This is a genomic window from Actinoplanes sp. NPDC048796 (genome assembly GCF_040650035.1).
Taxonomy (GTDB): domain Bacteria; phylum Actinomycetota; class Actinomycetes; order Mycobacteriales; family Micromonosporaceae; genus Actinoplanes.
In genome coordinates, this window is record NZ_JBEZGO010000009.1 from 158,106 (window position 1) to 183,317 (window position 25,212).

Sequence of the window (25,212 nt, forward strand, 5' to 3'; positions counted from 1 at the left end):
TACCCGTTCCACCGGGCGAGGCGGCGCCTCGAGACGACGCCCCGAATGTGGGCTTCCTCCACCGGCGGCCTCGCCCGATGTCGATCTTGCACCTGTTTTCCGGTGTCATCCCGCCAGTAATTTGCGAAACGCCCGCTGTCAACGGCCAGATGTGAGGAAAGAGATGACCGTCGAGGTCTATTACGACGACGACGCCGACCTGTCGGTTGTTCAGGGCCGCCGGGTCGCCGTCATCGGTTACGGAAGCCAGGGGCACGCGCACGCCCTGTCGCTACGGGACTCCGGCGTCGAGGTGGTCGTCGGGCTCCGATCCGGCTCGGCGAGCCGCGCCGCCGCCGAGGAGCAGGGCCTGACCGTCCTCCCGCCGGCCGAGGCCTGCGCCTGGGCTGACGTGATCATGGTGCTCGCGCCGGACACCGCCCAGCGGCGCCTCTACGCCGAGTCGATCGAGCCGCACCTCACGGCCGGCAAGGCGCTGCTGTTCGCCCACGGCTTCGCCATCCGGTTCGGGCTCGTCACGCCGCCGGCCGACGTCGACGTGGTGCTGGTCGCGCCCAAGGGGCCGGGTCATCTCGTACGGCGTCAGTTCGCCGACGGCCGTGGCGTGCCCGTGCTCGTCGCCGTGGAACAGGACGCCACCGGCGGGGCCTGGCCGCTCGCCCTGTCGTACGCCAAAGCGATCGGCGGCACCCGTGCCGGCGCCTTGCGCACCACCTTCGCCGACGAGACCGAGACCGACCTGTTCGGCGAGCAGGCCGTGCTCGCCGGTGGCCTCACCGCCCTGGTCACGGCCGGCTTCGAGGTGCTCACCGAGGCCGGGTACACGCCCGAGCTCGCCTACTTCGAATGCCTGCACGAGCTGAAGCTGATCGTGGACCTCGTCTACGAGGGCGGCCTCACGGCCATGCGGCACAGCATCTCCGACACGGCCGAGTTCGGCGACTACACGCGCGGCCCCCGCATCATCGACGGCCGGGTACGCGACGAGATGCGCTGGGTCCTCAACGAGATCCGCAACGGCACGTTCGCGGCCGAGCTGATCGACGACGTGGAGCACGGCAGCCCGCGCCTGCAGAAGATGCGGCAGGCCGCGGCCACGCACCCCATCGAGGAGGTCGGGGTACGCCTGCGCGTGCCGTCGCCCTCCCCCGAGCCCGAGCCCGAGCCCGAACAGCCCACCGCCGACATGGACCTGGCCGCGGTGCCGGACGACGGCTGGCGCTACGACCAGTCGCGGCTGCTGTCGACCGCGGACGAGGCGGGCACCACCGACGCCATCAAGGCCGTGCTGGGCGACATCGCCGCCCCGCTGATCGTGTTGACCACGCGCGGCGCGCGCAGCGGCCGCGAGGTCCGCACCCCGCTCATCCGGGTCGAACACGACGGCCGGTACGCGGTCATCGCCTCCAAGGGCGGCAACACCCGCAACCCCGCCTGGTACCACAACGCGGTCGCCCACCCCTCGGTCGAGTTGTGGGACGGCACGGCCCACGGCCGGTTCACCGCCACCGAGGTCGAGGGGGCCGAGCGTGACCTGTGGTGGTCGCGCGCCGCCGCCGTCTGGCCCTCCTTCACCGACTACCTGGCCCGGACCGATCGCCACATCCCCGTGCTGGTGCTGACCCCGGAGGAAACCCCATGACCGACTTCGACTACATCATCGTGGGGGCCGGCTCGGCCGGCTCCGTCCTCGCCGCCCGGCTGTCCGAGAGCGGCACGGCCCGGGTGCTGCTCCTGGAGGCGGGCGACGCCGAGCCGCTTCCGCTGATGGCGGTGCCCCCGGCCTGGCCGGCGCTGGAGGGAACCTCCGCGAACTGGGGCGGCCACTCGGTTCCGCAGACCGCCGCCGGCGACCGGACGGTCTCCGTGCCGCGCGGGCGGGCCCTGGGCGGCAGCTCGACGATCAACGCCATGTCCTTCATGCGCGGGCACCCCAGCAGCTACCACGGCTGGTCGTACGACGATCTCCTGCCCTACTTCAAACGCAACGAGAACCTGAGCGGGATCGCCGACCGCGACCCGGCGATCCGCGGCATGCACGGCCCCCTGCGCGTCGGGCCCGCCGTGACCAGGCACCCCCTGTCGACCGCCTTCCTGGAGGCCGTCACCGAGGTGGGCCGGCCGGTTGTGCGGGACTACTCCTCCGGTTTGCGGGAGGGCTTCGGCTGGGCCGACCTGAGCATCGCCGACGGGCGGCGGTCGGACGCGGCGACGGCGTACCTGCTCCCGGCGAAAGACCGCGCCAACCTGGACATCCGCACCGGCGTCCTGGTCCACCGCCTGCTGTTCGCCGGTGAGCGCTGCACCGGTGTCGAATACCGCGCCGGCGACGGGCCGCTGACCACCGCGAGCGCCGCCCGCGAGGTCGTGGTCAGCGCGGGCGCGATCGGCTCGCCCCAGCTGCTCATGCTCTCGGGGATCGGCCCGGCCGCCGACCTGCGCCGCCACGGCATCCCGGTCCGGGCCGACGTGCCGGCGGTCGGCCGGAACCTGCAGGACCATCCGCTGTCCGGCGTCGTCTACGAGGCGGCGCGCACCGTTCCGCCGGCGGCCAACAATCACGGCGAGGTGCAGGGCGCGGTCCGCAGCCGGGACGGGCTCGACGGCCCGGACCTGCAGATCATGATGGTCGACGTGCCGCTGCGGCGGGACGGCCTGGACGGTCCGGAGCTGGACCGGGGCTACACCATCGGGGTGTCGGTGATGACCCCGCACAGCCGAGGCAGCGTACGGCTGGCCGACGCCCGGCCCGGCTCCACGCCGCTGGTCGATCCCGGCTACTACACGGCACCGGAAGATCTGGAGGCGATGGTGCGGGGGCTGCGGATCGCGCGTGAGCTGGGTGACACGACGGCGCTGAAGGACTGGCGGAGCCGGGAGGCCCAGCCCGGGGACCGGGATCTGTACGAGTACGCCCGGGACAACCTCCGCCCGTACAACCACTTCGCCGGCACCTGCCGGATGGGCGACGACCCCGCCTCCGTGGTCGACGGCGAGCTGCGCGTCCGCGGTGTGACCGGCCTGCGCGTCGTCGACGCGTCGGTGATGCCGTCACTGCCCTCGGGCAACACCAACGCCACCGTCTACGCGATCGCCGAGCGCGCCTCCGACCTGATCGCCGGCTCCGGCGCGTAGGACGGCAACGCGAGCAGACACGCCAGCGAGATCAGGGCGGTCAGCGCGAGCATCCCGCCCACGGCCTCGCCGCCGTGGGCGGCGGCGAGGGCGGGGGCGGCCAGCGCCGGAATCGCCCCGCCGACGACCGCGCCCAGGTTGTAGGCCACGCCGGCTCCGGTGTAGCGATGGCCGGGGCGGAACAGCTCGGGCAGGTAGGAGCCGACCGGGCCGTAGGCCAGCCCGAAAATGGAAAGGGTCACGGCGAGCCCGGCCGCGAAGGCGACCGGTCCGCCGAGATCGATCACCGGGAACAGCACGGGCGCCCACAGCAGGGCCAGCACGCAGGCCACGACGATCGGCCGGCGGCGGCCGACCCGGTCCGACCAGGCGCCGGCCAGCGCGACGACCCCGCCGAAGAGCAGCGCGACCCCGGCGCCGATGCCGAGCACCACCGGCCGCTCGAGCCCGGCCCGCGTCCCGTAGCCGGTCAGAAAGGCCGTGCCGGTGAAGAAGAAGGCGAACGGCATGGTCTGGGCCAGCCCGCCCAGGATGACCTGGCGCGGCTGGCCGGCGAAGACCTCCCGCAGCGGCGACCGCCGGCGTTCCCCGCCCGGAAGGTCAGTCGATGGGAGGCCGTGCCGCACGTAGAGACCCACGCCGACCAGGACGATCGAGAGCAGGAACGGGATTCGCCAGCTGACCTGGAGCAGGCCCAGGAAACTCAGATTGGCCAGGCCGAACGCCAGCGGGGGGCCGAGCTGCGGGAACACCGCCGCCCAGCCGCGCGAACCGGCGGGGGCGGCGCCCGTGGCCAGCAGGACCGCGCCCGCCCACTCACCGCCCACGGCCAGACCCTGGACGAACCGTAGGACGACCAGAATGATCGGGGCGGCCACGCCAAGGACGGTCGCGCCCGGCAGCACGCCGATCGCGAAGGTCGCGAGGCCCATCGTGAGCAGGGTCGCCACCAGGGCCGGGCGCGGGCCGTAGCGGTCGCCGAAGTGGCCGAAGACGACGGAGCCCATCGGGCGGGCCACGAAGGCCACGGCGTACGTCGCGAACGAGGCGACGGTGCCGGCCGCGCCGCCCAGCGCCGGGAAGAACACCTGGGGAAAGACCAGGGCGGCCGCGGTGCCGTAGATGAAGAAGTCGTAGAACTCGATGGTGGTGCCCACGCAGCTCGCTGCTTTGATCCGCGTCATCGGGCCCACTCTGCGCCGATCGGCGGCCGGCGGCACCGGTCATTTGACCTATGTTCACTGCGGCGTACGACATAGTGCGGACCGGCCCGGGCGGTGCCTAGCGTGGACGGCGATGATGACGTTGGTGGGCCGGGACCGCGAGTTGCGGCAGATCGAGGACGGCGCCGCGGTCCTCGTCGTCGGTGACCCCGGCATCGGCAAGACCGCCCTGCTGGACGAGGCCGCCCGCCGGGCCGCGGAGGCCGGGCTGACGGTGCTGCGCTGCGCCGGCGTCGAGTTCGAGTCGGAGATCGGCTTCGCCGCCCTCAACCAGCTGCTGCTGGGCGCCGGGCCCGAGTCCGAGCCGGCGCTGGCCGTCTGTCTCGGCCTGGACACCGGGTCCCAGCCGAGCATTCCGGAGATCGCCGAGGCGCTGCTGTCGGTGCTGGGCAAGGCCGGACCGGGGCTGCTCGTGGTGGACGACGCGCCCGGGCTGGACCGCATGAGCGCCGAGGTGATCGCGACGGCGGCCGGGCGGCTGCCCGGCGCGGGCTTCCGGCTGCTGGGCGCGCAGCGCGCCGTGCCGCCCGGGCCGATTCCCTTCGGCCGGCGGCTGGCTGTCGGCGCCCTCGACGACGAGTCCAGCGCCCGGCTGCTCGACCAGCGGCGGCCCGGCCTGTCGTACGGGGCGCGGCGCCGGGTGCTGGCCGAGGCACGCGGCAACCCGCTCGCCCTGACCTTGCTGCCGGCCCGGGGCAGCACGTCGAGCTGGACCCCGCTGGCCTCCCGCCTGGTGACCAGGCTGCGGCGGGAGATCGCCGAGCTGCCCGCGGCCACCCAGGAGTCGTTGCTGCGGGCCGCACTCGGCGGCGACCCGGAGCCGGCCGGGGCCCGCTTCCGTCATCCGCTGACCCGGGTCGCGGTCATCGAGTCGTCGACCGCGGCCGCCCGGCAGCGGGCCCACGCCGCGCTGGCCGAACGGTACCGCGAGGATCCGGTCCGGCGAGCCCGGCACCTGGCCGAGGCGACCGTCGACCCGGACGAGGCCGTCGCGGCCGAGATCGAGCACGCCGGGCGGCTGCTGCTGGCCCGCGGCGACGTGGCCGGCGGTGTCGAGCTGGTCAGCCGGGCGGCCGAGCTGAGCGGCGCCGGCCCGGCGCGGGCCGACCGGCTCATGGACGCCGCCTATGTCGGCCTGGAGCTGGGCGGCCGGCTGGGCGAGGCGGCGCGGGCCGTCCGCGAGATCGGCGCCACCGGGTCGCTGCGGGCCGCCGTCACCGCGGCCCGGCTGGTCTACGACGAGGGTGGCTCGGTTCTCGGCGTCCACCGGATGCTGGCCGAGGCGTTGACGGCGAACCCCGGCGCGCCCGCGCGCGACGTCGAGGACGCGCTGCACACGTTGATGCCGGTCTGCTGGAGCGCCGCCCGGACCGATCTGTGGGCGACGGTCGGCGAGCACCGGCCGCAGAACTCGTCCACGGTGGACGTGTGCCTCGCCGTACTCCAGAATCCCCTCGCCACTGCGGCCGCCGCCATGCCCGCCCTGGACGCGCTCATCGACGAGGCCGCCGGCCCTCAGCTCGCGGTGCGGCTCGGCATGGCCGCCGCCTACGTCGACCGGGTTCCCCGCGCCCGGGCCGCCCTCGAACGCGTGGCCGAGAACGGCCGGCGTGGCGGAGCCGTCGCCGCGGCCCTGCACGCCCTGGTCTCGCTGGCCGGCGAGGACTGGCTGACCGGCGCCTGGGACCGGGTCGAGGGCACCGCGGCGGAGATCATGGAGTTGAGCGGCCGGTACGGGTACGGCCGGTACCTCGCGACCGGCGGGTTCACCCGGGCTCTGGTCGCCGCCGGCCGAGGCGAGCCGGTCCGGTGGACCGCGCCCCGCGACTCCGGGATCGGTCGGATCCTGGGCCACCACCTCGAAGGACTGTCCGCGCTGGCCCGTGGCGACTATCAGCGCGCCTACACCGAGCTCGCCGAGATCATGGCGCCCGGCACGCTGCCCCGCACGTCGCCGCACGTCATGTGGGTGCTGCTCGACGTGGCCGAGGCCGCGGCCCGCAGCGGCCACCGGGCCGAAGCGCGGGCCCACGCCGAAGCGCTCGCCGGCACGGACGTCGCGAGCATTTCGCCCCGGCTGGCCCTGCACGTCGCCGCGGCCGCCGCCGTCGCCGGCGACGCGGATCTGTTGTTCGAGCAGGCGCTGGCGACCCCGTCCGCCGCCCGCTACCGCTTCGACATCGCCCGGGTCCAGTTGCTGTACGGCGAACGGCTACGGCGCAACCGGCAGGCGGTCCGCGCCCGGCAGCAGTTGGCGGCGGCCGCCGAGACCTTCGAGGAGCTGGGCGCTCGGCCCTGGGCGGCCCGCGCCGAGGCCGAGCTCCAGGCCACCGGCCGGCGCCGCCAGTCGTCGGCCACCACCAACATCCGGCTGACCGGCCAGGAGACCGAGATCGCCCGGCTCGCCGCCACGGGCCTGACCAACAAGGAGATCGCCGCGCGCCTGCTGCTGTCACCGCGCACGGTCGGCAGCCACCTGCACGGCGCCTTCCGCAAGCTCGGCATCAGCACGCGCGCGGCCCTGCGCGACGCCCTCCCGTGATCAGAAGGTGAGCAGCCGGTACTCGCCGATCTCGTGGAAGCCCAGGGCGCGGTAGAGCGGCACAGCCATCACGCTCGACGTGAGGCTGACCGTGCGCGCGCCGCGCTCGTACGCCAGCCGGACCGCGGCCCGGGTCACCGCGGCCGCGATCCCCCGGCGCCGCCGATCGGGCTGCGTGCCGACGAAGTACAGCGTGGCCAGGCCGTGGCTGAACCAGATCTCGGCGGTACCGGCGATGCGGCCCTCCACCCGCCCGGCCACACGCACCACGCGCCCGTCGAAGGACTTCTCCCGTTCGACCGCCGCCGCCACACCTTCGGGGACGATCCCCGAGACTCGGGCGTACGCGGTGACGAACTCCTCGACGTCCTCGGTCACCCCGACGCTCACCGCGGTGGGCACGTCGGCCACCCGGTCCGCCTCGACCGCCATGATGGGCGCCCGGACCAGTTCGGTGGCGCCCAGCCCGATCAGCGCCTCGGCCGTGCCGGGAGTGCTGTCCGGCCCCACCCACCAGATCCAGGGCACGCCGGACAGGCGGGTGCGGGCACGCTCGTACGCCCGGGCCGGGTCCGCATCGAGCACCCGGAGAACGCCGTTGAGCGTCGGGTGCGGCACCCCGCTGCGATAGGTGAGCGGGTCGTCGCGTGTGTCGACCGACCATCCCTCGAGGTAGGCACGGTTGGCGGCTAGTTGGACATCGAGGTTTTCCACCCACCGATCGTCCCCACCGCGGGCTCGGCCAGCATGGGTCATTCGACTCTCTTTTCCTCCCCGTCCGGGGGCCGTGGATCGCGGCGCCAGGCGGGAGAATCCGGTGCTGTGTATATGGGTATCGCAGGTTATGAGCCGTCGTTCCTGGTGGGGCTCGACGCGGTGCGGCGGGCGCACGGGTCGCGCCTGGCCGGGCTCGTCGGGCGGCGGCTGACGGGGTTCGCCGTGGTGCGGTTCGTCGAGGACGGGGACTGGTACGCCGAGTGCCCGGTGGTCCTGGACTTCGACGGGGTTCAGGTGGAGGTCTGCCACACGAAGTTCGCCGAGCTCTGGATCGGCTGGGACACGATCGACACCGGGGCGGCCATCACCGGCTGGGAGTCGCTGGATCTGACACCCGCGTGGTCGCGCCGGGACGACCGGCTCGAACCGCTCGCCGGGCGGGAACTGCGCGAAGTCGCGCTCCTGGAATGGCGGCCACCGCGCCCCGATCTGGCCGCGGGCACGGTGGCCGTGGAGTTCACGTTCGACGAGGGCCGTCTGGAGATCGCCAACGGCCTGGACGAGAACCTCATCGAGACCGGCGCCGTGCAGGCGAGCTCTGTTCGGCACCGGCTCCGTTGAAACGAGTTCAGGAGACAATGACGCCCATGACCACCACCTCCGTCGTGTCCATCGTCTACGTGAACGACGCTCCCGCCGCCGCCCGCTTCTACGGCGATCTGCTCGGCCTCAGCCCTTCGCTGGAGACGCCGGCCTACATCACCTTCGACCTCGGGCCGGGCGCTCAGCTCGCTCTGTGGTCCGGCCAGTACGAGGATCTGTCGCCGACCGTGCCGCGTACCAGCGAGGTCTGCCTGGCCATCGGCGGCGGAGGACCCGACGAGATCACCGCGCTCTTCCAGCAGTGGCAGTCCAAGGGCGTGACGATCCTGCGCGAGCCGCACGACACGGGATTCGGGCTGACCTTCCTCGCCGCCGATCCCGACGGGAACCGCATCCGGGTCGCGCCGAAGGACTGAACACCGCTCCGGGCGGGCGGCCCGGCCGTACGGAAACCGGAGCCGTCGTCACGGGTTCTACCGCCTTGTGGGCTTTCGCGCGGCCCAGGTGCTGATCGGTGCTGCCGCCAGGGTGAAGACCAGGGCGAGGGCGGCCACGCCGATCAGCGCGCCGCGCAGGTCGGTGCTCTCGGCCAGCAGGCCCACGTAGGCCGGGCCGAGCAGGAAGCCCAGGTAGGCGGTGGCGGCGACGGCGGAGGTGGCCCGGCCGTGCTCAGCCGGGCCGGTGTCGCGCAGGCTGCGGCTCAGGAGGGTGGGGAAGAGCGTCGCGGTGCCCAGGGCGGCCAGCACCAAGCCGGCCAGGGCCACAGCGACCGAGGGCGCGGTGGCCAGCACCACGCTGCCCGCGGTGGCCAGCACGCCGCCGCCGAGCAGCATCGCGGTGGGGTGGCTGCGGGAGAACGGGGCCAGGCTCAGGCGGGCCAGCGCGGCGGTGGCGGCGAAGGTGGCCGGGGCCGCGGCGGCCAGCTGGGGTGAGGCGGTGAAGACGTCGGTGAGCATCACCGCGCCCCAGCTCTGGTGGGCGTTCTCGACGGCGTACGCCAGGGCGGCGACCAGCCCGACGACCAGCAGCGGCAAGGCGGGGCGGAGCCGGGCGCGCTCTTCGCGAGCCTCCACCGGCAGCCGCAGGGACGCGCTGGTCAGGTGAGCGGCCGCGGCCAGGGCGAGCATCACCGCCGCGACCACGGCGAAGGCCGCCGGCAGGGACAGTCCCGCGCCGAGCAGCGCCCCGGTGGACAGGCTGGCGATGACCACGCCCACCGAGAACAGCCCGTGGGAGCGCGTGAGCAGAGGCTTGGCGGTGGCGTGCTCGGCCCGCCCGGCCAAGGTGTTGATGGCCACGTCGGCGGCCCCGGAGGCGGCGCCGACCACGAGCATCCCGGCGACCAGCAGCACCACCCCGTCGGCGCCGGCGGTGATGAGGAGTCCGGCGCCGGCCAGGGCCGCCAGCAGCCAGGGCGCCACGCGGAGCCCGAAGCGGTCCACCGCGCGGCCGGTGAAGGCCATCGCCGGCATCGCCCCCAGACCGATGAAGAGCAGGGCGGTGCCCAACTGGCCCTCGCTGGCCCCGGCCTGGGTGCGCAATTCCGGCAGGGCCGCTCCCCAGGCACCCCAGAAGATTCCGAACGCGGCGAAGGCGGCGTACGGCGCGTAGGCGGCAGGCATGAATCGTAACGTTACACAGCCGGATAGGATGCTGCCATGACCACCCCCGCCCGACGCCGCCCCACCGTCAAAGACGTCGCCAAAGAGGCGGGAGTGGCGCCGATGACGGTCTCCTACTCCTTCAACCACCCCACCCGGGTCGCCGAGGCCACCCGGGCCCGCGTGCTGGAGGCCGCGGCCCAGCTGGGCTACCGCCCCGACAGCACCGCCCGGGCCCTGCGCTCCGGGCGCGCCAACCAGCTCGGAGTGGTGGTCGGGGAGCACCTGTCCTACCTCCTCGACAACCCGCAGGCGGCCCAGTTCCTGGCCGGGGTCACCGACGTCTGCGTCAGCGAGGACCTGGGCGTGGTGCTGATCCCCACCCGAGGCGACGCCTCCGACGTCGACCGGGTGCTGGCCGCGTCGGTGGACGGATACGTGCTCTGGACCACCGTCGCCGACGACCCGGTCCTGGCCGCCGTGGCCGGCAGTGGGCGACCCGCCGCCATCCAGGGCGGCCCGGCCCACCCGGGGCTGGCGTGCATCGGCCCCGACGACCGCGCGGCGGCGGCAGCGGTCGCGACGGCCACGCCGCTGGCCGAAGCGACCCCCGTCATCGTCAGCTTCCCCCTCGACCGGCGCCGCACCAGCGGCATCCTGCGCGGCCACGACCTGCCCCCGGACCTGACGGACCCGCGGGCGGTCCCCTTCCCCGTCACCGGAGCCCGCCTGGCCGGCTACCGCGACGCGCTGACCGAGGCCGGTCGCGACTGGGACGACGTACGGATCGCCGTGGTGGAACGCAATCAGCGCGAACTCGGCGAGCAGGCCGCCGGGGCGCTGCTCGAGACCCTGGAGGGCGCCGGCCCCGTGGTGATGCTGACGATGAGCGACGAGCTGGCGCTGGGCGCCCGCGCCGCCACGGGCCGCACCCGGCGAGAGGTGACCCTCACCGGGTGGGACGGCTCCCGAGAGGCCATCACCTCGGGAGTCTGGTCGGTGGCGGCCTCGTTACGCGACCAGGGCCGCGCCTGCGCGCGAGCGGCCCTGTCCGGCGGCCTCGACCACCACCAGGTGCCCTGGACCGTGGTGGCGCCCGAACGACAGGACGTTCGTCGCTCGGCGGCCGGAGTAGGGCCTGAGTAAGATCAGCATGGTGGCTCGCTTTGTTCTCTTTCCCGGGCGGCACCATCTGCTGACCCGCTTTCAGGCCGACTACCTGCGGGAGCTCGCCGGTGACGGTGCGACCATCGTCTGGGCGGTGACCTCGGCCAACCACGAGAACACCAAGCGCAATCCCGTCCCGTACCACCGCCGGGAGGCCGCCATCGAGCGGTTCAGCGTCGGCACCGGTCTGCGGTCCGTGGTCGTCCCCATCTTCGACGCCGCGCCCACCGACGCGTTCGCCGAGGTGACCCTCAAGACGATCACCGTGGCGACCGGGCTCGACCTCACGCCGGACGACACCGTCGTCGCCTGTTCGACGCCGGAAGTGGCCAAGCTGTACGAGGTTCTCGGCTTTCCGATCGCCCGGGTCGAGGCCTCCCGGGCGACGCCGCCGGAGCGGCCCTGGGACGTGCTTCTGCGGCTGAGCCGCGGGGACGAGACCTGGCGCGAGCTCGCCCACCCGGCGACCATCGACGTCTTCGAACGGTACCGGCTGGTCGACACCGTCCGTACCGTCATCAACGACCCGATCATCGGGGACGAGGGCGGTCTCACCGCCACCCGCGACTACCGCACGTACGTCGAGGCCTTCACCGCCGCCGCCGAGCGCAAGTGGGCCGCGGTCCGGCAATATGTCGAGCCCGGCCGGATCGTCGACATCGGCTGCGGGGCCGGCTCCGTGCTCGAGCTGGCCGACCGGGAGCCGGCGCTCTACGAGAGCGATCTGATCGGCGTCGAGATCGCCCGCCACCTGTACCAGGAGTGCCTGCACAAGAAGGATCAGGGCGTCTTCCGCAACGCGAACGTCTACTTCTATCAGCGCAACGTCCTGGGCGGCGCCATCTTCGACGAGCGTTCCGTCGACACGACTCTCACCTTCGCCCTGACCCATGAGATCTGGTCGTACGGGCAACGCCGCGCCTCGGTCCGGGAATTCGCCCGCCGCATCTTCGAGCACACCGCCCCCGGCGGCGTCTGGGTCAACAGTGACGTCTGCGGACCCGACGACCCGCACCGCGAGGTTCTGCTGCGCCTGACCCGCGACGACGGCGCGAACCCGGCCACCGTCTCCGGTGAGCCGTCGAAGGCGTACGTGGAAAGCCTGTCGACCCGCGCCCGGCTCGACCAGTTCGCCGCCGATTTCGCGTTCCCGTTTTCCTTCGCGGCCGTCGACGACGAGACCGTGCGGATCGAGCTGGGCTCGGCCATGGATTTTCTGACCCGCAAGGACTACACCGACAACTGGCTCTCCGAGACCAAGGAGCAGTTCTGCGGCCTGAGCTTCGCCGACTGGACGGCCCTGCTCACCGAGGTCGGGTTCACGCTCGACCCCGCCTCGGCGCCGATCCGCAACGACTGGGTCGTCGACAACCGGATCGCCCCCGTCGCGTCGCTCGCCGGCCTCGACGGCACCCCGCTCCCCTGGCCGTCCACCCACCTGCTCGCGGTGGCCCGCCGCCCCCACAACGGCTGACCGCGTCGGCGCGGGTAGCGTTCCGGGCACTTCCATGAACGCGGACCGGCTGTTACACGACTTCTCGCTCGAGATGACCGGCAAGGACCTCGGCGAGCTGGCGGCCGCCCGCGGCACGATCCCGCCGGGCACCCGGATCAACATCACCTTCCTCGCCCACGAGGACTCGGCCGTACGGCTGGTGGCGGCGACCGCCGTGCGGGCGGCCGGCTTCGTCCCCGTACCCCACCTGTCGGCCCGGCGGCTGGCCTCGCGGCAGACGCTGGAGGAGTTTCTGGCCGCGCTCCAGGCGGCCGGGGTGAGCGACGAGGTCTTCGTGGTCGGCGGCGACCCCGCCGATCCGCACGGGCCGTACCCCGACTCGCTCTCGATCATCGAGTCGGGCCTGCTCGAGCGGTACGGCGTCCGGCGGGTCAGCATCGCCGGCCACCCCGAGGGCCATCCCGGCATCCCGGACGGTGTGCTGTGGGACGCCGTCGCCGACAAGAGCGCCGCCCTGGCCAGGCACGCGCTCGGCGGCGACATCATCACCCAGTTCGGCTTCGACGCCGACCCGGTCCTCGACTGGATCGCCGCCCTCCGCGAGCGCGGCCTCCACAGCCCGGTCCGGGTCGGCGTGCCCGGGCCGGCCGGCGCCGGCCGGCTGATCCGCTACGCCGCCCGCCTCGGCGTCGGCACCGGCGCCTCGATCGCCGATCTGGTCACCACCACCGGCACCGCCGGGCCGGGCCGGTTCCTGCGCGCGCTCGCCACCGACTACCACCCCGCCACGCACGGCGAGGTCAAGCTGCACTTCTACACGTTCGGCGGCCTACGGGCGACGTCGGAGTGGATCCACGCGTACGCGAAGGAGCACTGATCTTTTTGCGCAGCGAACGGCTGGCGATCCGCAGGTTCGCCGCGACCGACCTGACCGACTTCCTGGCCTACCAGAGCGACCCGGTGGTACGCCGGTACCTGCCGGGCGAGCCGATGAGCGCCGCCCAGGCGGCCGGCTATCTGGCTGTCCAGGCGGATCTGGACGACGGGGTCCGCGACGCGTGGCACGGGTACGCCGTCCACCATCTCGGCGAGGACCGGGTGATCGGCGATGTCGGCGTCTGGCTGCCGGCCCGGCCCGCGGGCACCGGCGACGTCGGCTTCCAGTTCCACCCCGGCTTCCACGGCCGGGGCTACGCCTTCGAGGCGATGCGGGCCTTCCTCCCGTACGCCTTCGCGACTTTCGCCCTGCGCACGGTGACCGCGACCTGTTCCCCCGCCAACACGGCCTCCTGGGGCCTGATGGAACGCCTCGGCATGCACCGGATCGAGGAGACCGGCGAATACGTCAAGTACGGCCTGACGCCGAGTGAGCCGAGCGCGAGGTAGCTGGTTGCTCGTGCGGTGCTCTTGCGGAGCGCTCGGTTGCAGCCGCGACGCCGCCGGGCGGGCGGGCCGATGCGGAAGGGGTGAAAAAGCTTTCCGTGACGCTGGCCGCCGTCCTGTCGATCGTTTCTCTCGTCGTGGGCAACGGCGACGCCGCGGCGGCGGGGGCGGCCACGGCCTCGCTCGGCATCATCGGCAACTACTCCGACGACGATATGCGGAGCATGCGTTCGGCCGGCGGGGCCGGTGACGCCCTGGTCGAGATGAACTGGTCGCAGGCCGAGCCGGCGCCGGGCCAGTTCGACGTGCGGTACCTGGACTCGGTCGCCGCGCGCGCGGCCACGCTGCGGGCGATGGGCTACACCATCTCGCTCAACACCGGGATCCAGAGCGCCCCGGCCTGGCTGCTGGCGCGGCCGGGCGCGCGCTACGTCGACCAGAACGGCGTCACCTACACCGGCGGCAGCGAGCCCAACCTGGTCTTCGGCACGGCCTACCGTCCGCTCGCCGTCCGCTATCTGACCCGGGTCTTCCAGCAGCTGGGCACGGACTTCTCGCTGGTCCGGGCCGGCGGCGGGCACTGGGGTGAGCTGACCTACCCGAGCAGCGAGAAGCAGCGCAACCTCTACTTCGCGTTCGACGTCAACGCCGCCCGCCTCAACCCGGTGCCCGGCTGGAAGCCCGGTCAGCCGAGCCGCGCCGGCCAGGCCGCCAAGTTCCTCAACTGGTACCTGAACGCGCTCGCCGGATATCAGAACTGGCAGATCACCGCGCTGCGCCAGGCCGGCTGGGCCGGGACGGTCGCGATGCTGTATCCGTCGTACGGCATGCGCGCCGGCGACTTCGACAAGGCCGTCGCCACCAACCTGTCCGGCACCTCCAGCGCCGAGATCAACGGCGAGGTGCAGCGGGGGTACGACGCCACGCGGCAGATCGGCGCGCTGAAGGACAAGAAGGTCGCCGTGTACGGGACGTGGGCCGAGAATGCCGACACCGTCGCGTACCTGGCCGGGCTGGCCCGGGGTAAGGGCCTGCCCGTGATGGCCGAGACCACGCACGTCTGCCGGCCGTCGCAGCTGCCGGCCGTCATGGGCATCGCCCGGGCGAACGGCCTGGCCGCGCTCTACATCGTCCGGTTGGGCGCCGCCGACATCGTCGGTAACGCGAGCTACCTGCGTACGGCCTGAACGCAGGCTTCCAGCAACCGCTCGGCGGCCGCCGCCCAGGTGAAGGTGGCCGCGTGAGCGACTCCACGGGCCGCCAGGGGCCCGCGCAGCGCCGGATCGGCCAGCAGCCGGGCGATCGCGGACGCCCAGGCGGTGCTGTCGTGCGGCGGCACGTAGGTGGCCGCGGTCCCGCCGACCTCGCGCAGCACCGGCACGTCGCTGGCCACGACCGGCGTCCCGGCCGTCATCGCCTCCAGCACCGGCAGCCCGAACCCCTCGACCAGGGACGGGTAGGCGAGCAGGGCGGCGTCCGCGTACACCGCGCCCAGCAGTTCCTCGGCCACGAACGGCAGGCGCACCACCCGGTCGGCCACACCGAGCCGGTCGACCGCCGGCCCGACCTCGTCCGGGAACCGCGGGTCGGGCGAGCCGACCAGCACCAGCCGGGCGTCCGGCACCTTCGCGATCGCCTCCACCAGCACCACGGCGTTCTTGTGCGGCCGTTGCGCGCCGACGTGCAGCACGTAGCCGGGCTCGAACCCGTATTCGGTGGCGAGCCCGCGCCCCGGCGGCGGAAGGAGGTCGACGCCGTTCGGGATCACGTGCGCCCGGCGGCGGTAGCGCTCGGCGATCTGGCCGGCCGAGGCCCGGCTGACGGTCAGCGCCGTGGTGGTCCGGGTGATCAGCGTGGTGAGCAGCCGGTAGGACAGCGCGACGGCGCGCGACGGCGCGAACCGGGGATCCGCTTCGAAGATGCAGTCGTGGACCATGGCCAGGCTGGGCACGCCGGCGAACGGCGTGGCGCCCAGGTGGTACGGGAAGAACATCACGTCGACCGGCCGCCGGCGCAGCACCCGGCGCCACCGCCACAGTTGCCGCACGTCGACCGGCGGCAGATCGACCGGGTGCAGGGTGACGTTCGGCCGGCCGGCCAGCCGGTCCACGTCGAACCGCTGTGACCGGGTACGGCCGGTGAACACCACCAGCTCCACGCCCTCGGCCCGGGCCAGCTCGGCGCAGAGCCCATACATGACCCGGCCGATGCCGTGGTAGCGGTCGTCGAGGACCCGTCCGTCGACCCCGATGCGCAGTCTCATCGCCACCTCCGCGGAGCGAACTCGGGAAAGGCCATCGCCAGCGCGACCGCGCCCGAGACGCCGGCGACCGCCACCCATCCGGCCGGGTTGTCGACGACGGCCAGGGCCGTCGCCAGCAGCATCAGCACGGCCAGGTCGCCGGCCGAGCGCCGGCGGGTGAGCAGGACACGCACCGCGGGCCGCAGGGACGGCAACGCGAGCAGCGGCAGCAGGACGACGCTCAGGGCGGCCACCGTGGCGCTGACCGCCACCCCGGCGACCCCGTAGGCGAGACCGGACAGACCGGCGACGGCCAGGTAGGCCACCGTCGTCCCGGTCAGGGTCCGGACCGCGCTCCCCCGGACGTCGTCGGCCTGCAGGACGGTCACCACCAGGTTGAGCAGTCCGACGGCCAGTCCGAGCACGGCCGCGAACGGCAGCCAGCGGTCGACCGCCGCGAACGTGTCCGGCAGCAGCAGCCGCCGGATCGGCGCCGGGAGCGTGATCAGGGCGGCGGCCATGACCGCCGCCACGAGCAGGTAGGTGCGGATCGCGTCGGCCTTACGACGTGCCGAGCCGTCCCGGCTCAGGGCGGCGAAGTTCGCGGTGGAGACCGCGTTCGACACGAACAGCGGAACCCGGCCGAGCGCGGAGGCGGCCTGATAGGGCGCGGCCGCGCTGGCCAGCCCGAGCACGGCCACGATCACCGTGTCGGCGGCCGAGGTGACGGCGACGTTGGCCTGCAACCGGACCTGGCGTACGGCCGCCCGGAGAAGCTCGGTCTGGGCCGGGCCCCAGGTGGGCCGGCGCAGCAGCCGGCGGGCGGCCAGCACCGGTGCCAGCAGCACCAGGCCGCCGGCCGCGAACCCGCCGAGGGCGCCCGCCGACTGCCAGTGCGCGCCGAAGACCAGACCGGCGCCGGTGGCCGCCTTGACCAGCGCCTCGAGGGTGAGCAGCCCGGCGATCGCGGTGATCCGGCCGGTGCCCTGCAGGTAGCCCATCCCGGTCGAGCCGACGGCGAGGATGAGCGAGGCCGCGGCCAGCAGGGCCGCGTCGGCCACCGAGCCGAACAGGAGCACGCCGGCCACGAGCAGGACGGTGAGGCCGGCGCCGAGCACGAGGTTCGACCAGAACGCGAACGAGGTGACCACGGCCTGCCGCTCCGGGTCGCCGGCGGCGCGGCCGACCTCCCGGGCCAGCACCCAGGAGACGGCCGCGCTGGAGATGGTGGTGCGCACCAGAAGCAGGGCCTGGCCGGCCGCGAACGCCGCGAACTCCGCGGGGGCGAGGCCGTGGGTCATGGCCAGCGCGTACCCGTAGTTGACGGCGCCGGCCGAGGTCGTGGCGACGAGCAGCCAGCCCGCGCCGCCGCGGCCACGGCGGCCGGCGCCGCGCAGCGTGTCGGTCATCAGATGCTCCGCCGGACCCAGCGGTGCCGGCCGACGACGCCGAAGGCGGCCAGCGCCAGCACGGCGAACAGCAGGGCGAGGAAGCCACTGCTCGAGGCGTTCGCCGCGATCGGGCGGGGCGGGTTGGCGCACTCGGACAGGGCGGTCATCCCCCCGACGACCCAGAGCTCGATGTTCTCGTAGCGGCGGCTGCCGAACCCGTACAGCTGCCGGCCGTTGCCCTTGACCCAGTCGGCCAGCTCGGGCGAGCTGTTGCCGTAGCGCAGGCGACTGTCCTTTCCGGACAGGAGGAAGGCCTGGACGCCGGAGCGGACGGCGGCGGGGCCGTCGCGGAACGCGGTGACGTGGTTGCGCGGCAGGACCGGGACCCAGCGTTCGGCGTTCCCGGTGGCGTTGACCGCCACGCACGGCAGTTGAGCGGTGATCCGGGCGCCCATCCGCGTGGTGGCGTCGTCGCGGGCCAGGGCCACGTTGGTCACCCAGCCCAGCGCGCTGACCGCGACCGCGGCCACGCAGACGGCGACCGTGACCCGCCGGGCGACGCCGTCGAAGGAGAGCACCGTCAGCAGGACCGCCGGGACGACCGAGTAGACGCTGAGTTGCTCGTTGGCCTGCCCGACCAGCACGCAGTAGGCCAGGAAGCCGAAGCTGAGGCCGCCGAACGCCATCAGCCAGGCGGCCCGCTCGTCCGGCCGCCGGCCATGACGGACGACCAGGTGGAGCAGGCCGGCCGCGCCGAGTGCGAAGACCAGATAGCCGGCGGCGTAGCCGAGGAAGCTGTCGGTGAAGACCGAGAAGGACGAGACGCCCGTACGGTTGAGGCCGCTCAGCTGTTTGAGCCCGAAGAGCCGTTCGGCGCTGATGTTGTGCTCGGCCAGCCACCACGAGCCGGCGCCGTTGAGGCCGGCCCAGATCGGGAAGACCGCGTAGACCGCCGCCGCCACCAGCAGGGATCCGCCGGCCCGGCGCAGGAAGGGCCAGTCGCGCCGGAGCAGGGCCACCGCGAGCGGCACCAGCGTCACGAACAGCAGGGGTTCCTTGACCAGCAGGGCCAGACCGGACACGCAGCCGACCACGACGATGTAGGTCGGCGACGAGGCGCGGCGCAGCCGGATGGCCAGGTAGACCACGATCACCTGGGCCATTACGGCGGTGGGCTCGATCAGCGCGGTGCGCCCGAAGCGGAGCACGAACGCGTCCACCGCGAAGATGATCATCGCGGCCGCCACCAGCAGCGGGTCGGCCGTGAAGCGGCGGGCCAGCATTCCGACCGCGACGACGGTCAGCAGCGTGACCAGGGCGCCCATCGTCCGGGCGTGGAACATCGCCTCGAGCACGGACCCGCCGCCCCCGACCGTCTCCCAGAGCCCGAGGAGCAGGAAATGCAGGGGCGGGTGGACGGCGGTGAGCTGCTGTCCCCACGAGATGGAACCGTGCTCGGCGATGTTCTGCCCGGCCACGGCGTACATCACCTCGTCGAGGTCGAAGTCGCGGGCCCCGCGAACGTTGGTGAACAGAGCCAGGGCGGCGGTCAGCGCGGCCCCGGCGTAGATCCACGGCCGCCCTCGGCGCCAGTACCGCGGCTCAGCCGGCCGGGCTACGTCGAGCAGTGTCGTGTCAAGCACCGGTGCCTGCCTTCGCGGTGATGTTCTCGGAGATCAACCGGGCTACGACGTCGTGGCCGTGGTCGTTGAGGTGGGCGTGGTCCATCAGGAAGTCGTCCCAGTGGCGGACCACGTCGCGGGTGGGCACGTAGACGACGTCGTCGCGGTCACCGGCGATCCGCCGGAGCAGGGCGTCGTGGTGGCTCAGGACGGCGTTCGAGCGGGGGAACATGTGGTCGTCGACGCGCCACAGGCCGACCAGCACCTTGGTGGCCGGGCCGAGGTCGTCGAGCAGGTCGCGCAGCCGGTGGTCGAAGTCGTCGGACCCGAGCCGGTGGTAGCCGCCGGTGACCGCGATGATGGCCCGCTTGACGGTGATCTTCGAGCCGGAGACGAGCCGCTGCCGCCAGCGTTTGACCGGGTGGCGGGAGTAGTACGGCCGGGGCTCCATCCCGGCCGGGCCGCGCCAGCTCCGCGGGCCGAACCGGTCGAGCAGGGCCTGGAGCAGGCGGCTCGGATGGACGTGCCCCTCGGCCGCGCCGAACGACAGGATGATGACGTCCGGCCGGAACCGGCGAATCTGTTCCGTGGTGCGGCGGTCGACCTCGGCCACGGTCTGCGCCGACCGGGACAGCTGCTTGATCTCGGCGTCCGCGTCGAGCAGCCGGGCCGCGCGGACGGCGTACGAGCGGCCGCCCACGCCGAGCCCCAGGGAACTGCTGCCGCCGAGGATCACTACCTTGGTGCTCACGACACTCCTTGCATGATGTCTTCGAAATAGGCGCGCAGGTCGTACGCCCGGGGACCGCCGGTGCGCTTCCAGCCGACCAGGTCGGCCGGGCGGGCGACGCGGGCCTCGATGCCCGTCACGTCCAGCCCGTAGCGGCCCAGCAGGACGAGGGTGTCGCGTTCGTCGAGGCCGGCCAGCAGGAGCCGGACGCGCCTCTCGCCGATGCCCGGCTCGTCCCAGTCGATCTGGTCCACGCTGCGCAGCGCGCGGTAGTCGATCCGGGCGGCCTGACTGAGCGGCAGGTCGGCCACGGTGGACAGGTCGCAGATCGCCCGGCGGTCGGCCCGGACGCGGCGGCAGTCCTCGTGGATCAGCAGGCTGGCGATCCGGTCGGTGGTGGCGTCCCAGTCGAAGCGGGCGGCCCACGACCGGCACCGCTCGGCCCACTCCTTGGCCACCGCCGGGTCCTCGAGCTCGACCAGGGCCGCCACGAGCTGGCCCGGCAGCTGTTCGGCATGCGGGACGACCCACCCGGTGACCCGGTTGCGCACCGAGTCCCGCAGGCCGGGCGCGGCCAGCACCACCGCCGGGACGCCCAGGCTCATCGCCTCGGTGACCGACAGGCCCCAGCCTTCGAGCTCGGACGTGCAGACGGTCACCCAGGCCGTGGCCAGCAGCCGGTCCCGCTCGGCCTGGGGCAGCCGGCCGTGCAGCCACACCCGGTCACCGGCGCCGACCATGGCCTCCAGGCCGGAGCGGCAGGGACCGTCGCCCACGATGTGCAGTTCGACGTCCGGCACCAACTCGGCCACCCGGGGGAACGCGCTCAGGAGCAGGTCCCACCGCTTGTGCGGGGCGAGACGGCCGACCACGACGATCCGGGGCGTACGGCTGCGCTCGGCGCCGGCCGTGGAAAGCGGCTCCTGGCCGTTGTTGGCGATGTAGATGGGACCCACGAGCCCGAGTGCCGTACGCACCTCCGACCGCGACGAGGGCGACACCACGGCAATGGTTCGCCGCCCGTAGACGAGCCGATTTCCCACCCTTTCCATCCATCGGCCGATGGCGGCCACCGGAAAGGGCAGATTCTGGGCGAACATCGTCTGATGTACGTGATGAATAAGCACCAGAACCGGCACCCGGCGACCCACCGCCAAGGGAGAGAAGAATGGTATGCCGTTGCAGGTGTCGACAATGGCGTCGATGTGATTGCGGTGCCGGAGAACCCAGAGCCAGGCGAGCAGATAAACGGTGTACGCGTTACCCATCCGCCGCACCGTCACCCCGTCCACGGTCTCGGCCCGCGGGGCTCCGGCGGGCCGGGCGGCCAGGACGGTGACCCGCTGGCCCTCACCGGCCAGGCGCCGGGCCACCGAGTGCATGAAGACCTCGGCCCCGCCGGCCCGCGGATGCGACGAGTCCTTGAAGTTCAGCCACACCACGTGCTCGCCCTCGTGCGAGCGGTAGCGCCGTCGGTTCATGCCGGCACCGGCAGGACGTCCGTGGTGTCCTCGCGGAGGTCGTACCGGTTCGAGACGACGCTGTACGCCGACATGCGCAGCCCGGCGTAGTCCGCGGTGTCCCGCGCCACCGGCAGGGACCCGGCCCCGTCCGGCATGGCGTCCCCGACGATCAGGGCGGCCACGTCCCGGTCCATCAGGCTGACGTGCCGCCCGTTGCCGCCGATGGTCACGACGTGCGCGCCGCCGGCCAGCACGCGCAGGGCGTGGGTCAGCAGTACGTTCGCCCGGGGGCCGAGCACGTGCGGGTCACCGACGCCGATGCGGCGGGCGGGGCTCGTCGCGACGCCCCGGAGCACGGCCGGCGTCCAGCCCGGGCGCGAGCTGCCGACCACCCGGATACCCACCGGCGAACAGAGCGCGAATTCGTCGACGACCTCGATCGTCCGGTCGCTGGAACCGCCGTCGATAACGGCGATGGAGCCGGCGACGGGAAGGCGGGCGATGACGTCGGAAAAGGCCGCCAATATCGTTCGGGCCCGGCTTTCCTCGTTCACCAGAGGAAGCATGAATTCCGTGTCGAGCGCCGAAGAAAAGGGCGTCGCCAACGCCATAGCATTCGCGAAAGTCTGTCGCATCCCGTCAACCCCACGTCGTGATGACGCGCCAAGATCGGCGCAAGACGCACGTTACCGATAAACCGCACATAAACGGCATGACCGGACACGGGTCTGGCGGTTCGGAATGAGCGGCCGACTGAACGAACTAATCCTCTAGGGCGCCACCCGGAAAGCGCTTGCCCGCCCTCGTCCACACCACGGCGACCGCGGGGTCCGTAAGTTTCGGTACTAGCAGCAGCAGCGGAGCCTCGGCAAGCTCGCGATGCGGCCTCAACGCGTCGCTGAGCAGTTCCGGAACCGCGCTTCACCTGGCAGTACTCCGTACTCATGCCACCGGAGATCGACTTCGGTATTTCCGCGATGTTTCCGGAAGTTGTTGACAACGAGCGGCCGGCGGGCCACGCTCTCGCACAGACGCACTTCGATGTCCGTGGGGCTGTTTCCCCGGCAGCCCCCTCACGAGGAGGACGCACCTAGATGACCGCAGAACTCCCCCGCCGCCGTAGCCGGCTCCGGCTCCTAGCCGGCGCTGCCTGTGCCTTGGCGATGACCGTGACCGGCGTGATGGTCGCCGGTGTCGCGCACGCCGAGGCCGACCGGACCGTCAGCTCCAACACGACGGGCACGCACAACGGCTACTACTTCTCGTTCTGGAAGGACAGCGGCAACGCCAGCATGACGTTGCGCGCCGACGGCCGGTACTCGAGCAGCTGGGACCGCAGCACCAACAACTGGGTCGGCGGCAAGGGCTGGGCCACCGGCACGCGCCGGACCGTCACCTACTCCGGCACCTACAACCCCGGCAACAACAACACCTACCTGGCCCTGTACGGCTGGACCCGCAACCCGCTCATCGAGTACTACATCGTCGAGAACTTCGGCAGCTACAACCCGAGCAGCGGCGCCCAGCGGCTGGGCACCGTCACCACCGACGGCGGCACGTACGACATCCTGCGCAGCCAGCGGGTCAACCAGCCGTCGATCGACGGCACCGCCACGTTCTACCAGTACTGGAGCGTCCGCCAGCAGAAGCGCAGCTCCGGCACCATCACGGTCGCCAACCACTTCGACGCGTGGGCCCGCGCCGGCCTCAACCTGGGCAGCAGCTTCGCGTACCAGATCATGGCGACCGAGGGCTACCAGAGCCAGGGCAGCTCCGACATCACCGTCCGCGAGGGCAGCGGCGGCGGCACCAACCCGACCACCCCGCCCCCGGGCGGCGGCGGCAACTGCACCGCGGTGCTGAGCGCCGGCCAGCAGTTCGGTGACCGCTTCAACCTCAACGTCGCGGTCAGCAACGCCACCAACTGGACCGTCCAGCTCAACCTCAACGGCGGCCAGAGCGTGCAGAACAGCTGGAACGCCGCGGTCAGCGGCACCACCGGGACCGTCACCGCCACCCCGAACGGCAACGGCAACAACTTCGGCGTGACCATCATGGCCAACGGCAACTGGACCTGGCCCACAGTCACCTGCCGAACGAGCTGAGGCGAAGCGGCCCCCGGCTGTCATGCTGGGGGCCGTGAGCGCCGAAGCGGAACCACGGGCGGAGTTCGACCGCTGGGAACACCGGGAGATCACCTTCTTCACCGTTCTCCCGTACGCCCTCCTCGCGATCAGCCTCCTGCTCACGCTGCTGCTTCAGCCCGGGCACCGTCCAGCGGTGCTCGGGCTGTCGGCCGCCACCGCGCTCTGGTTGCTCCGCCCGCGTACGCGCTTCTATTACGCGGGCCTGATGCTGCTCACCGCCGGCCTGGTGGCGACAGCGCCCTTCTACGGCCTGTTCGCGTTCGCCGGCTACCCCCAGGCCTACGTCCACCTGAACGGCCGGTGGCGCTACGCCGGCGTCGCCGCCACGGCGACGATCTCGGCCGCCGCCTTCCAGGGCGGGTACTCCGCCATCGTCGCGGACGGCTGGTGGGAGTGGATCGCCGTCAGCGCGCTCAGCGTCGTACTCGCAAGCGTCTTCTTCTTTTTCACCGACCTGACCTACCGGCGCAACCAGCAACTGAAAGCGGCCCTGGCCGAGCTGGAGGCGACGCTGCAAGAGAACGCCGAGCTGCACGCCCAACTGCTGGTCCACGCCCGCGGGGCCGGCGTCCAGGACGAGCGGCAGCGCATGGCCCGCGAGATCCACGACACCGTGGCCCAGGGCCTGGCCGGCATCATCACCCAACTCCAGGCGGCCGAGAACACCATGGACCGCCGGCACCTGACGAACGCGCTCACCCTGGCCCGCGAAAGCCTGACCGAGGCGCGCCGCACGGTCCACGCGATGGAGCCGTCGATGCTGGCCGAGGCCCGGCTGCCGGAAGCCCTCGACGACCTGGCCCGGCGCTGGTCGCGGGCGAACCACATCACCGCCGCGGCGACCACCACGGGCGACGCCCGTCCCCTGCGTCCCGACATCGAGGCCGCCCTCCTGCGCACGGCCCAGGAATCCCTGACCAACGTCGCCAAACACGCGCGGGCCACCGAGGTCACGCTCACACTGTCCTACATGGAAGACCTGGTGACCCTGGACGTCCGCGATGACGGGGTCGGTTTCGTCCCGGCGGCCCGGCGCGCCCACGGCTCCCCCGACGGCGGTTTCGGCCTGGCCGGCATGCGCCGGCGTGTCCAGCGCCTGTCCGGCCGCGTCGTCGTGGAATCGGAGCCGGGCGGCGGCACCGTCATCTCGGCCACCCTCCCGGCCCTCCCCGCCGTCCACTGACGCCGCCGGGTGCTGTCGAGGCCAAGGCCGGAATCGAACCGGAGCGCCCGAAGGACCCGCTTTGCAGGCGGGCGGCTCCACCAGGAACCCACCGAGGCCGTGTACGTGCGTGCGGGAGGCGGGATTCGAACCCGCTCAGCGATGCACCCGCTTTACAGGCGGGCCCGACTCTCCCACGTCGGCGCTCCCACGAAATACCGCGTCGGGATGGGGAGACTCGAACTCCCGGCTTCCGGTTCCCAAGACCGGCGCCCTACCTCCTGGGCCACATCCCGTCCGTCTCCTCGGCGTCGTGCCTCTGCCGTTGGGCTACGAGGACAAGCAGCTCGGAGAGGAGGATTCGAACCTCCACCGTCCTGGCTCAGAACCAGGTGTCCTGCCGTTGGACCATCTCCGATCGAACGCATGGTGTGTTCGTAGACCCGACCGGGATCGAACCGGTGTCTCCGCCTTGAGGGGGCGGCGAGCGTGCCGCTGCTCCACGGGTCCATGTGCTCACCAAACAAAAAGGCCGCCTTCCCGGAGTCGGGAGGCGGCCTCGGCGCTGGGCGCTGGGCTCAGGCGCTGGGTGGCGCCTCCCGACAGGTGGGCTGCTCCTCGAGGAACG

The 25,212-nt window shown here is 72.7% G+C and carries 21 protein-coding genes, 4 tRNA genes and 1 pseudogene; 13 read left to right on the forward strand and 13 right to left on the reverse strand.

Annotated elements, in window-relative coordinates; translation table 11 throughout:
- Positions 1-163 precede the first annotated feature (163 nt).
- The 3 genes and pseudogenes from ilvC to AB0C26_RS32040 form a co-directional block, all read left to right on the forward strand.
- Positions 164-1,132: pseudogene (ilvC, locus tag AB0C26_RS32030) on the forward strand (ketol-acid reductoisomerase); the annotation flags it as partial.
- 54 nt (positions 1,133-1,186) lie between these two features.
- Positions 1,187-1,642: a nitroreductase family deazaflavin-dependent oxidoreductase gene (locus tag AB0C26_RS32035; protein ID WP_360255506.1), complete on the forward strand. Its 456-nt coding sequence runs from the start codon at positions 1,187-1,189 to the stop codon at positions 1,640-1,642.
- Positions 1,639-3,135 carry a GMC family oxidoreductase N-terminal domain-containing protein gene (locus AB0C26_RS32040; protein WP_360255093.1) on the forward strand — a complete coding sequence of 499 codons (1,497 nt, stop codon included), beginning with the start codon at positions 1,639-1,641 and terminating at the stop codon, positions 3,133-3,135. The genes AB0C26_RS32035 and AB0C26_RS32040 overlap by 4 nt, the downstream gene beginning before the upstream one ends.
- Here the strand turns inward: AB0C26_RS32040 and AB0C26_RS32045 are convergent.
- Positions 3,084-4,319 (reverse strand): MFS transporter, encoded by a 1,236-nt coding sequence (locus AB0C26_RS32045; protein ID WP_360255096.1) that lies wholly within the window; start codon positions 4,317-4,319, stop codon positions 3,084-3,086. The two genes, AB0C26_RS32040 and AB0C26_RS32045, sit on opposite strands and share 52 nt — an antisense overlap.
- Positions 4,320-4,431: 112 nt before the next feature.
- Here AB0C26_RS32045 and AB0C26_RS32050 point away from each other — a divergent pair, with 112 nt between their 5' ends.
- On the forward strand, positions 4,432-6,900 hold the full coding sequence (locus AB0C26_RS32050) for a LuxR C-terminal-related transcriptional regulator (RefSeq protein WP_360255099.1): 2,469 nt from the start codon (positions 4,432-4,434) through the stop codon (positions 6,898-6,900).
- Here the strand turns inward: AB0C26_RS32050 and AB0C26_RS32055 are convergent, their stop codons facing one another.
- Positions 6,901-7,614, reverse strand: coding sequence for a GNAT family N-acetyltransferase (locus tag AB0C26_RS32055; protein WP_360255101.1), 714 nt, complete (start codon positions 7,612-7,614; stop codon positions 6,901-6,903).
- 114 nt (positions 7,615-7,728) lie between these two features.
- Here AB0C26_RS32055 and AB0C26_RS32060 point away from each other — a divergent pair, with 114 nt between their 5' ends.
- Both AB0C26_RS32060 and AB0C26_RS32065 read left to right on the forward strand, forming a co-directional pair.
- Entirely contained in the window at positions 7,729-8,238 is a 510-nt protein-coding gene (locus AB0C26_RS32060) for a hypothetical protein (RefSeq protein WP_360255104.1), read from the forward strand.
- A gap of 26 nt (positions 8,239-8,264) precedes the next feature.
- A complete protein-coding gene (locus AB0C26_RS32065) occupies positions 8,265-8,636 on the forward strand; it encodes a VOC family protein (RefSeq protein WP_360255107.1) in 372 nt (123 codons plus the stop codon).
- A gap of 57 nt (positions 8,637-8,693) precedes the next feature.
- On the opposite strand, the gene AB0C26_RS32070 is transcribed toward AB0C26_RS32065, so the two are convergent.
- Positions 8,694-9,842 (reverse strand): MFS transporter, encoded by a 1,149-nt coding sequence (locus tag AB0C26_RS32070; protein ID WP_360255109.1) that lies wholly within the window; start codon positions 9,840-9,842, stop codon positions 8,694-8,696.
- A gap of 36 nt (positions 9,843-9,878) precedes the next feature.
- Here AB0C26_RS32070 and AB0C26_RS32075 point away from each other — a divergent pair, with 36 nt between their 5' ends.
- From AB0C26_RS32075 to AB0C26_RS32095, 5 genes are all read left to right on the forward strand, one after another.
- On the forward strand, positions 9,879-10,967 hold the full coding sequence (locus tag AB0C26_RS32075) for a LacI family DNA-binding transcriptional regulator (protein ID WP_360255112.1): 1,089 nt from the start codon (positions 9,879-9,881) through the stop codon (positions 10,965-10,967).
- Positions 10,968-10,974: 7 nt separating this feature from the next.
- Positions 10,975-12,462: a class I SAM-dependent methyltransferase gene (locus AB0C26_RS32080; RefSeq protein ID WP_360255114.1), complete on the forward strand. Its 1,488-nt coding sequence runs from the start codon at positions 10,975-10,977 to the stop codon at positions 12,460-12,462.
- A 34-nt stretch (positions 12,463-12,496) separates the two neighbouring features.
- Complete coding sequence (locus AB0C26_RS32085) at positions 12,497-13,321, forward strand: methylenetetrahydrofolate reductase (protein ID WP_360255117.1); 825 nt, start codon at positions 12,497-12,499, stop codon at positions 13,319-13,321.
- Between the two features lie 5 nt (positions 13,322-13,326).
- On the forward strand, positions 13,327-13,830 hold the full coding sequence (locus AB0C26_RS32090; protein ID WP_360255119.1) for a GNAT family N-acetyltransferase: 504 nt from the start codon (positions 13,327-13,329) through the stop codon (positions 13,828-13,830).
- Between the two features lie 95 nt (positions 13,831-13,925).
- Positions 13,926-15,014, forward strand: coding sequence for a beta-galactosidase (locus tag AB0C26_RS32095; RefSeq protein WP_360255122.1), 1,089 nt, complete (start codon positions 13,926-13,928; stop codon positions 15,012-15,014).
- Here AB0C26_RS32095 and AB0C26_RS32100 read toward each other — a convergent pair.
- From AB0C26_RS32100 to AB0C26_RS32125, 6 genes are read right to left on the reverse strand one after another with little or no spacing between them, the layout of a single operon-like run.
- Positions 14,996-16,090, reverse strand: a complete 1,095-nt coding sequence (locus AB0C26_RS32100; RefSeq protein ID WP_360255125.1) for a glycosyltransferase family 1 protein — start codon at positions 16,088-16,090, stop codon at positions 14,996-14,998. The genes AB0C26_RS32095 and AB0C26_RS32100 overlap by 19 nt on opposite strands.
- Positions 16,087-17,478, reverse strand: a complete 1,392-nt coding sequence (locus AB0C26_RS32105; protein WP_360255127.1) for a hypothetical protein — start codon at positions 17,476-17,478, stop codon at positions 16,087-16,089. Before AB0C26_RS32105 ends, AB0C26_RS32100 begins: the two co-directional genes overlap by 4 nt.
- A complete protein-coding gene (locus AB0C26_RS32110; protein WP_360255130.1) occupies positions 17,478-19,103 on the reverse strand; it encodes a phospholipid carrier-dependent glycosyltransferase in 1,626 nt (541 codons plus the stop codon). The genes AB0C26_RS32105 and AB0C26_RS32110 overlap by 1 nt, the downstream gene beginning before the upstream one ends.
- The gene (locus tag AB0C26_RS32115) at positions 19,096-19,833 is read right to left on the reverse strand and encodes a hypothetical protein (RefSeq protein ID WP_360255133.1); all 738 of its coding nucleotides are present in this window, start codon (positions 19,831-19,833) and stop codon (positions 19,096-19,098) included. Before AB0C26_RS32115 ends, AB0C26_RS32110 begins: the two co-directional genes overlap by 8 nt.
- Positions 19,830-21,293: a glycosyltransferase family 4 protein gene (locus AB0C26_RS32120; RefSeq protein WP_360255135.1), complete on the reverse strand. Its 1,464-nt coding sequence runs from the start codon at positions 21,291-21,293 to the stop codon at positions 19,830-19,832. Before AB0C26_RS32120 ends, AB0C26_RS32115 begins: the two co-directional genes overlap by 4 nt.
- Positions 21,290-21,829 carry a glycosyltransferase gene (locus tag AB0C26_RS32125; RefSeq protein ID WP_360255138.1) on the reverse strand — a complete coding sequence of 180 codons (540 nt, stop codon included), beginning with the start codon at positions 21,827-21,829 and terminating at the stop codon, positions 21,290-21,292. Before AB0C26_RS32125 ends, AB0C26_RS32120 begins: the two co-directional genes overlap by 4 nt.
- A gap of 540 nt (positions 21,830-22,369) precedes the next feature.
- On the opposite strand from AB0C26_RS32125, the gene AB0C26_RS32130 reads away from it, so the two are divergent.
- On the forward strand, positions 22,370-23,380 hold the full coding sequence (locus AB0C26_RS32130) for a glycoside hydrolase family 11 protein (protein WP_360255140.1): 1,011 nt from the start codon (positions 22,370-22,372) through the stop codon (positions 23,378-23,380).
- A 34-nt stretch (positions 23,381-23,414) separates the two neighbouring features.
- Positions 23,415-24,605, forward strand: a complete 1,191-nt coding sequence (locus AB0C26_RS32135) for a sensor histidine kinase (protein WP_360255142.1) — start codon at positions 23,415-23,417, stop codon at positions 24,603-24,605.
- Positions 24,606-24,715: 110 nt separating this feature from the next.
- Here the strand turns inward: AB0C26_RS32135 and AB0C26_RS32140 are convergent.
- From AB0C26_RS32140 to AB0C26_RS32155, 4 genes are all read right to left on the reverse strand, one after another.
- Positions 24,716-24,796, reverse strand: a tRNA-Tyr gene (locus AB0C26_RS32140).
- Between the two features lie 11 nt (positions 24,797-24,807).
- Positions 24,808-24,880: transfer RNA gene (locus AB0C26_RS32145), tRNA-Pro, on the reverse strand.
- 50 nt (positions 24,881-24,930) lie between these two features.
- Positions 24,931-25,002, reverse strand: a tRNA-Gln gene (locus AB0C26_RS32150).
- A 20-nt stretch (positions 25,003-25,022) separates the two neighbouring features.
- Positions 25,023-25,094, reverse strand: a tRNA-Glu gene (locus AB0C26_RS32155).
- Positions 25,095-25,212 lie beyond the last annotated feature (118 nt).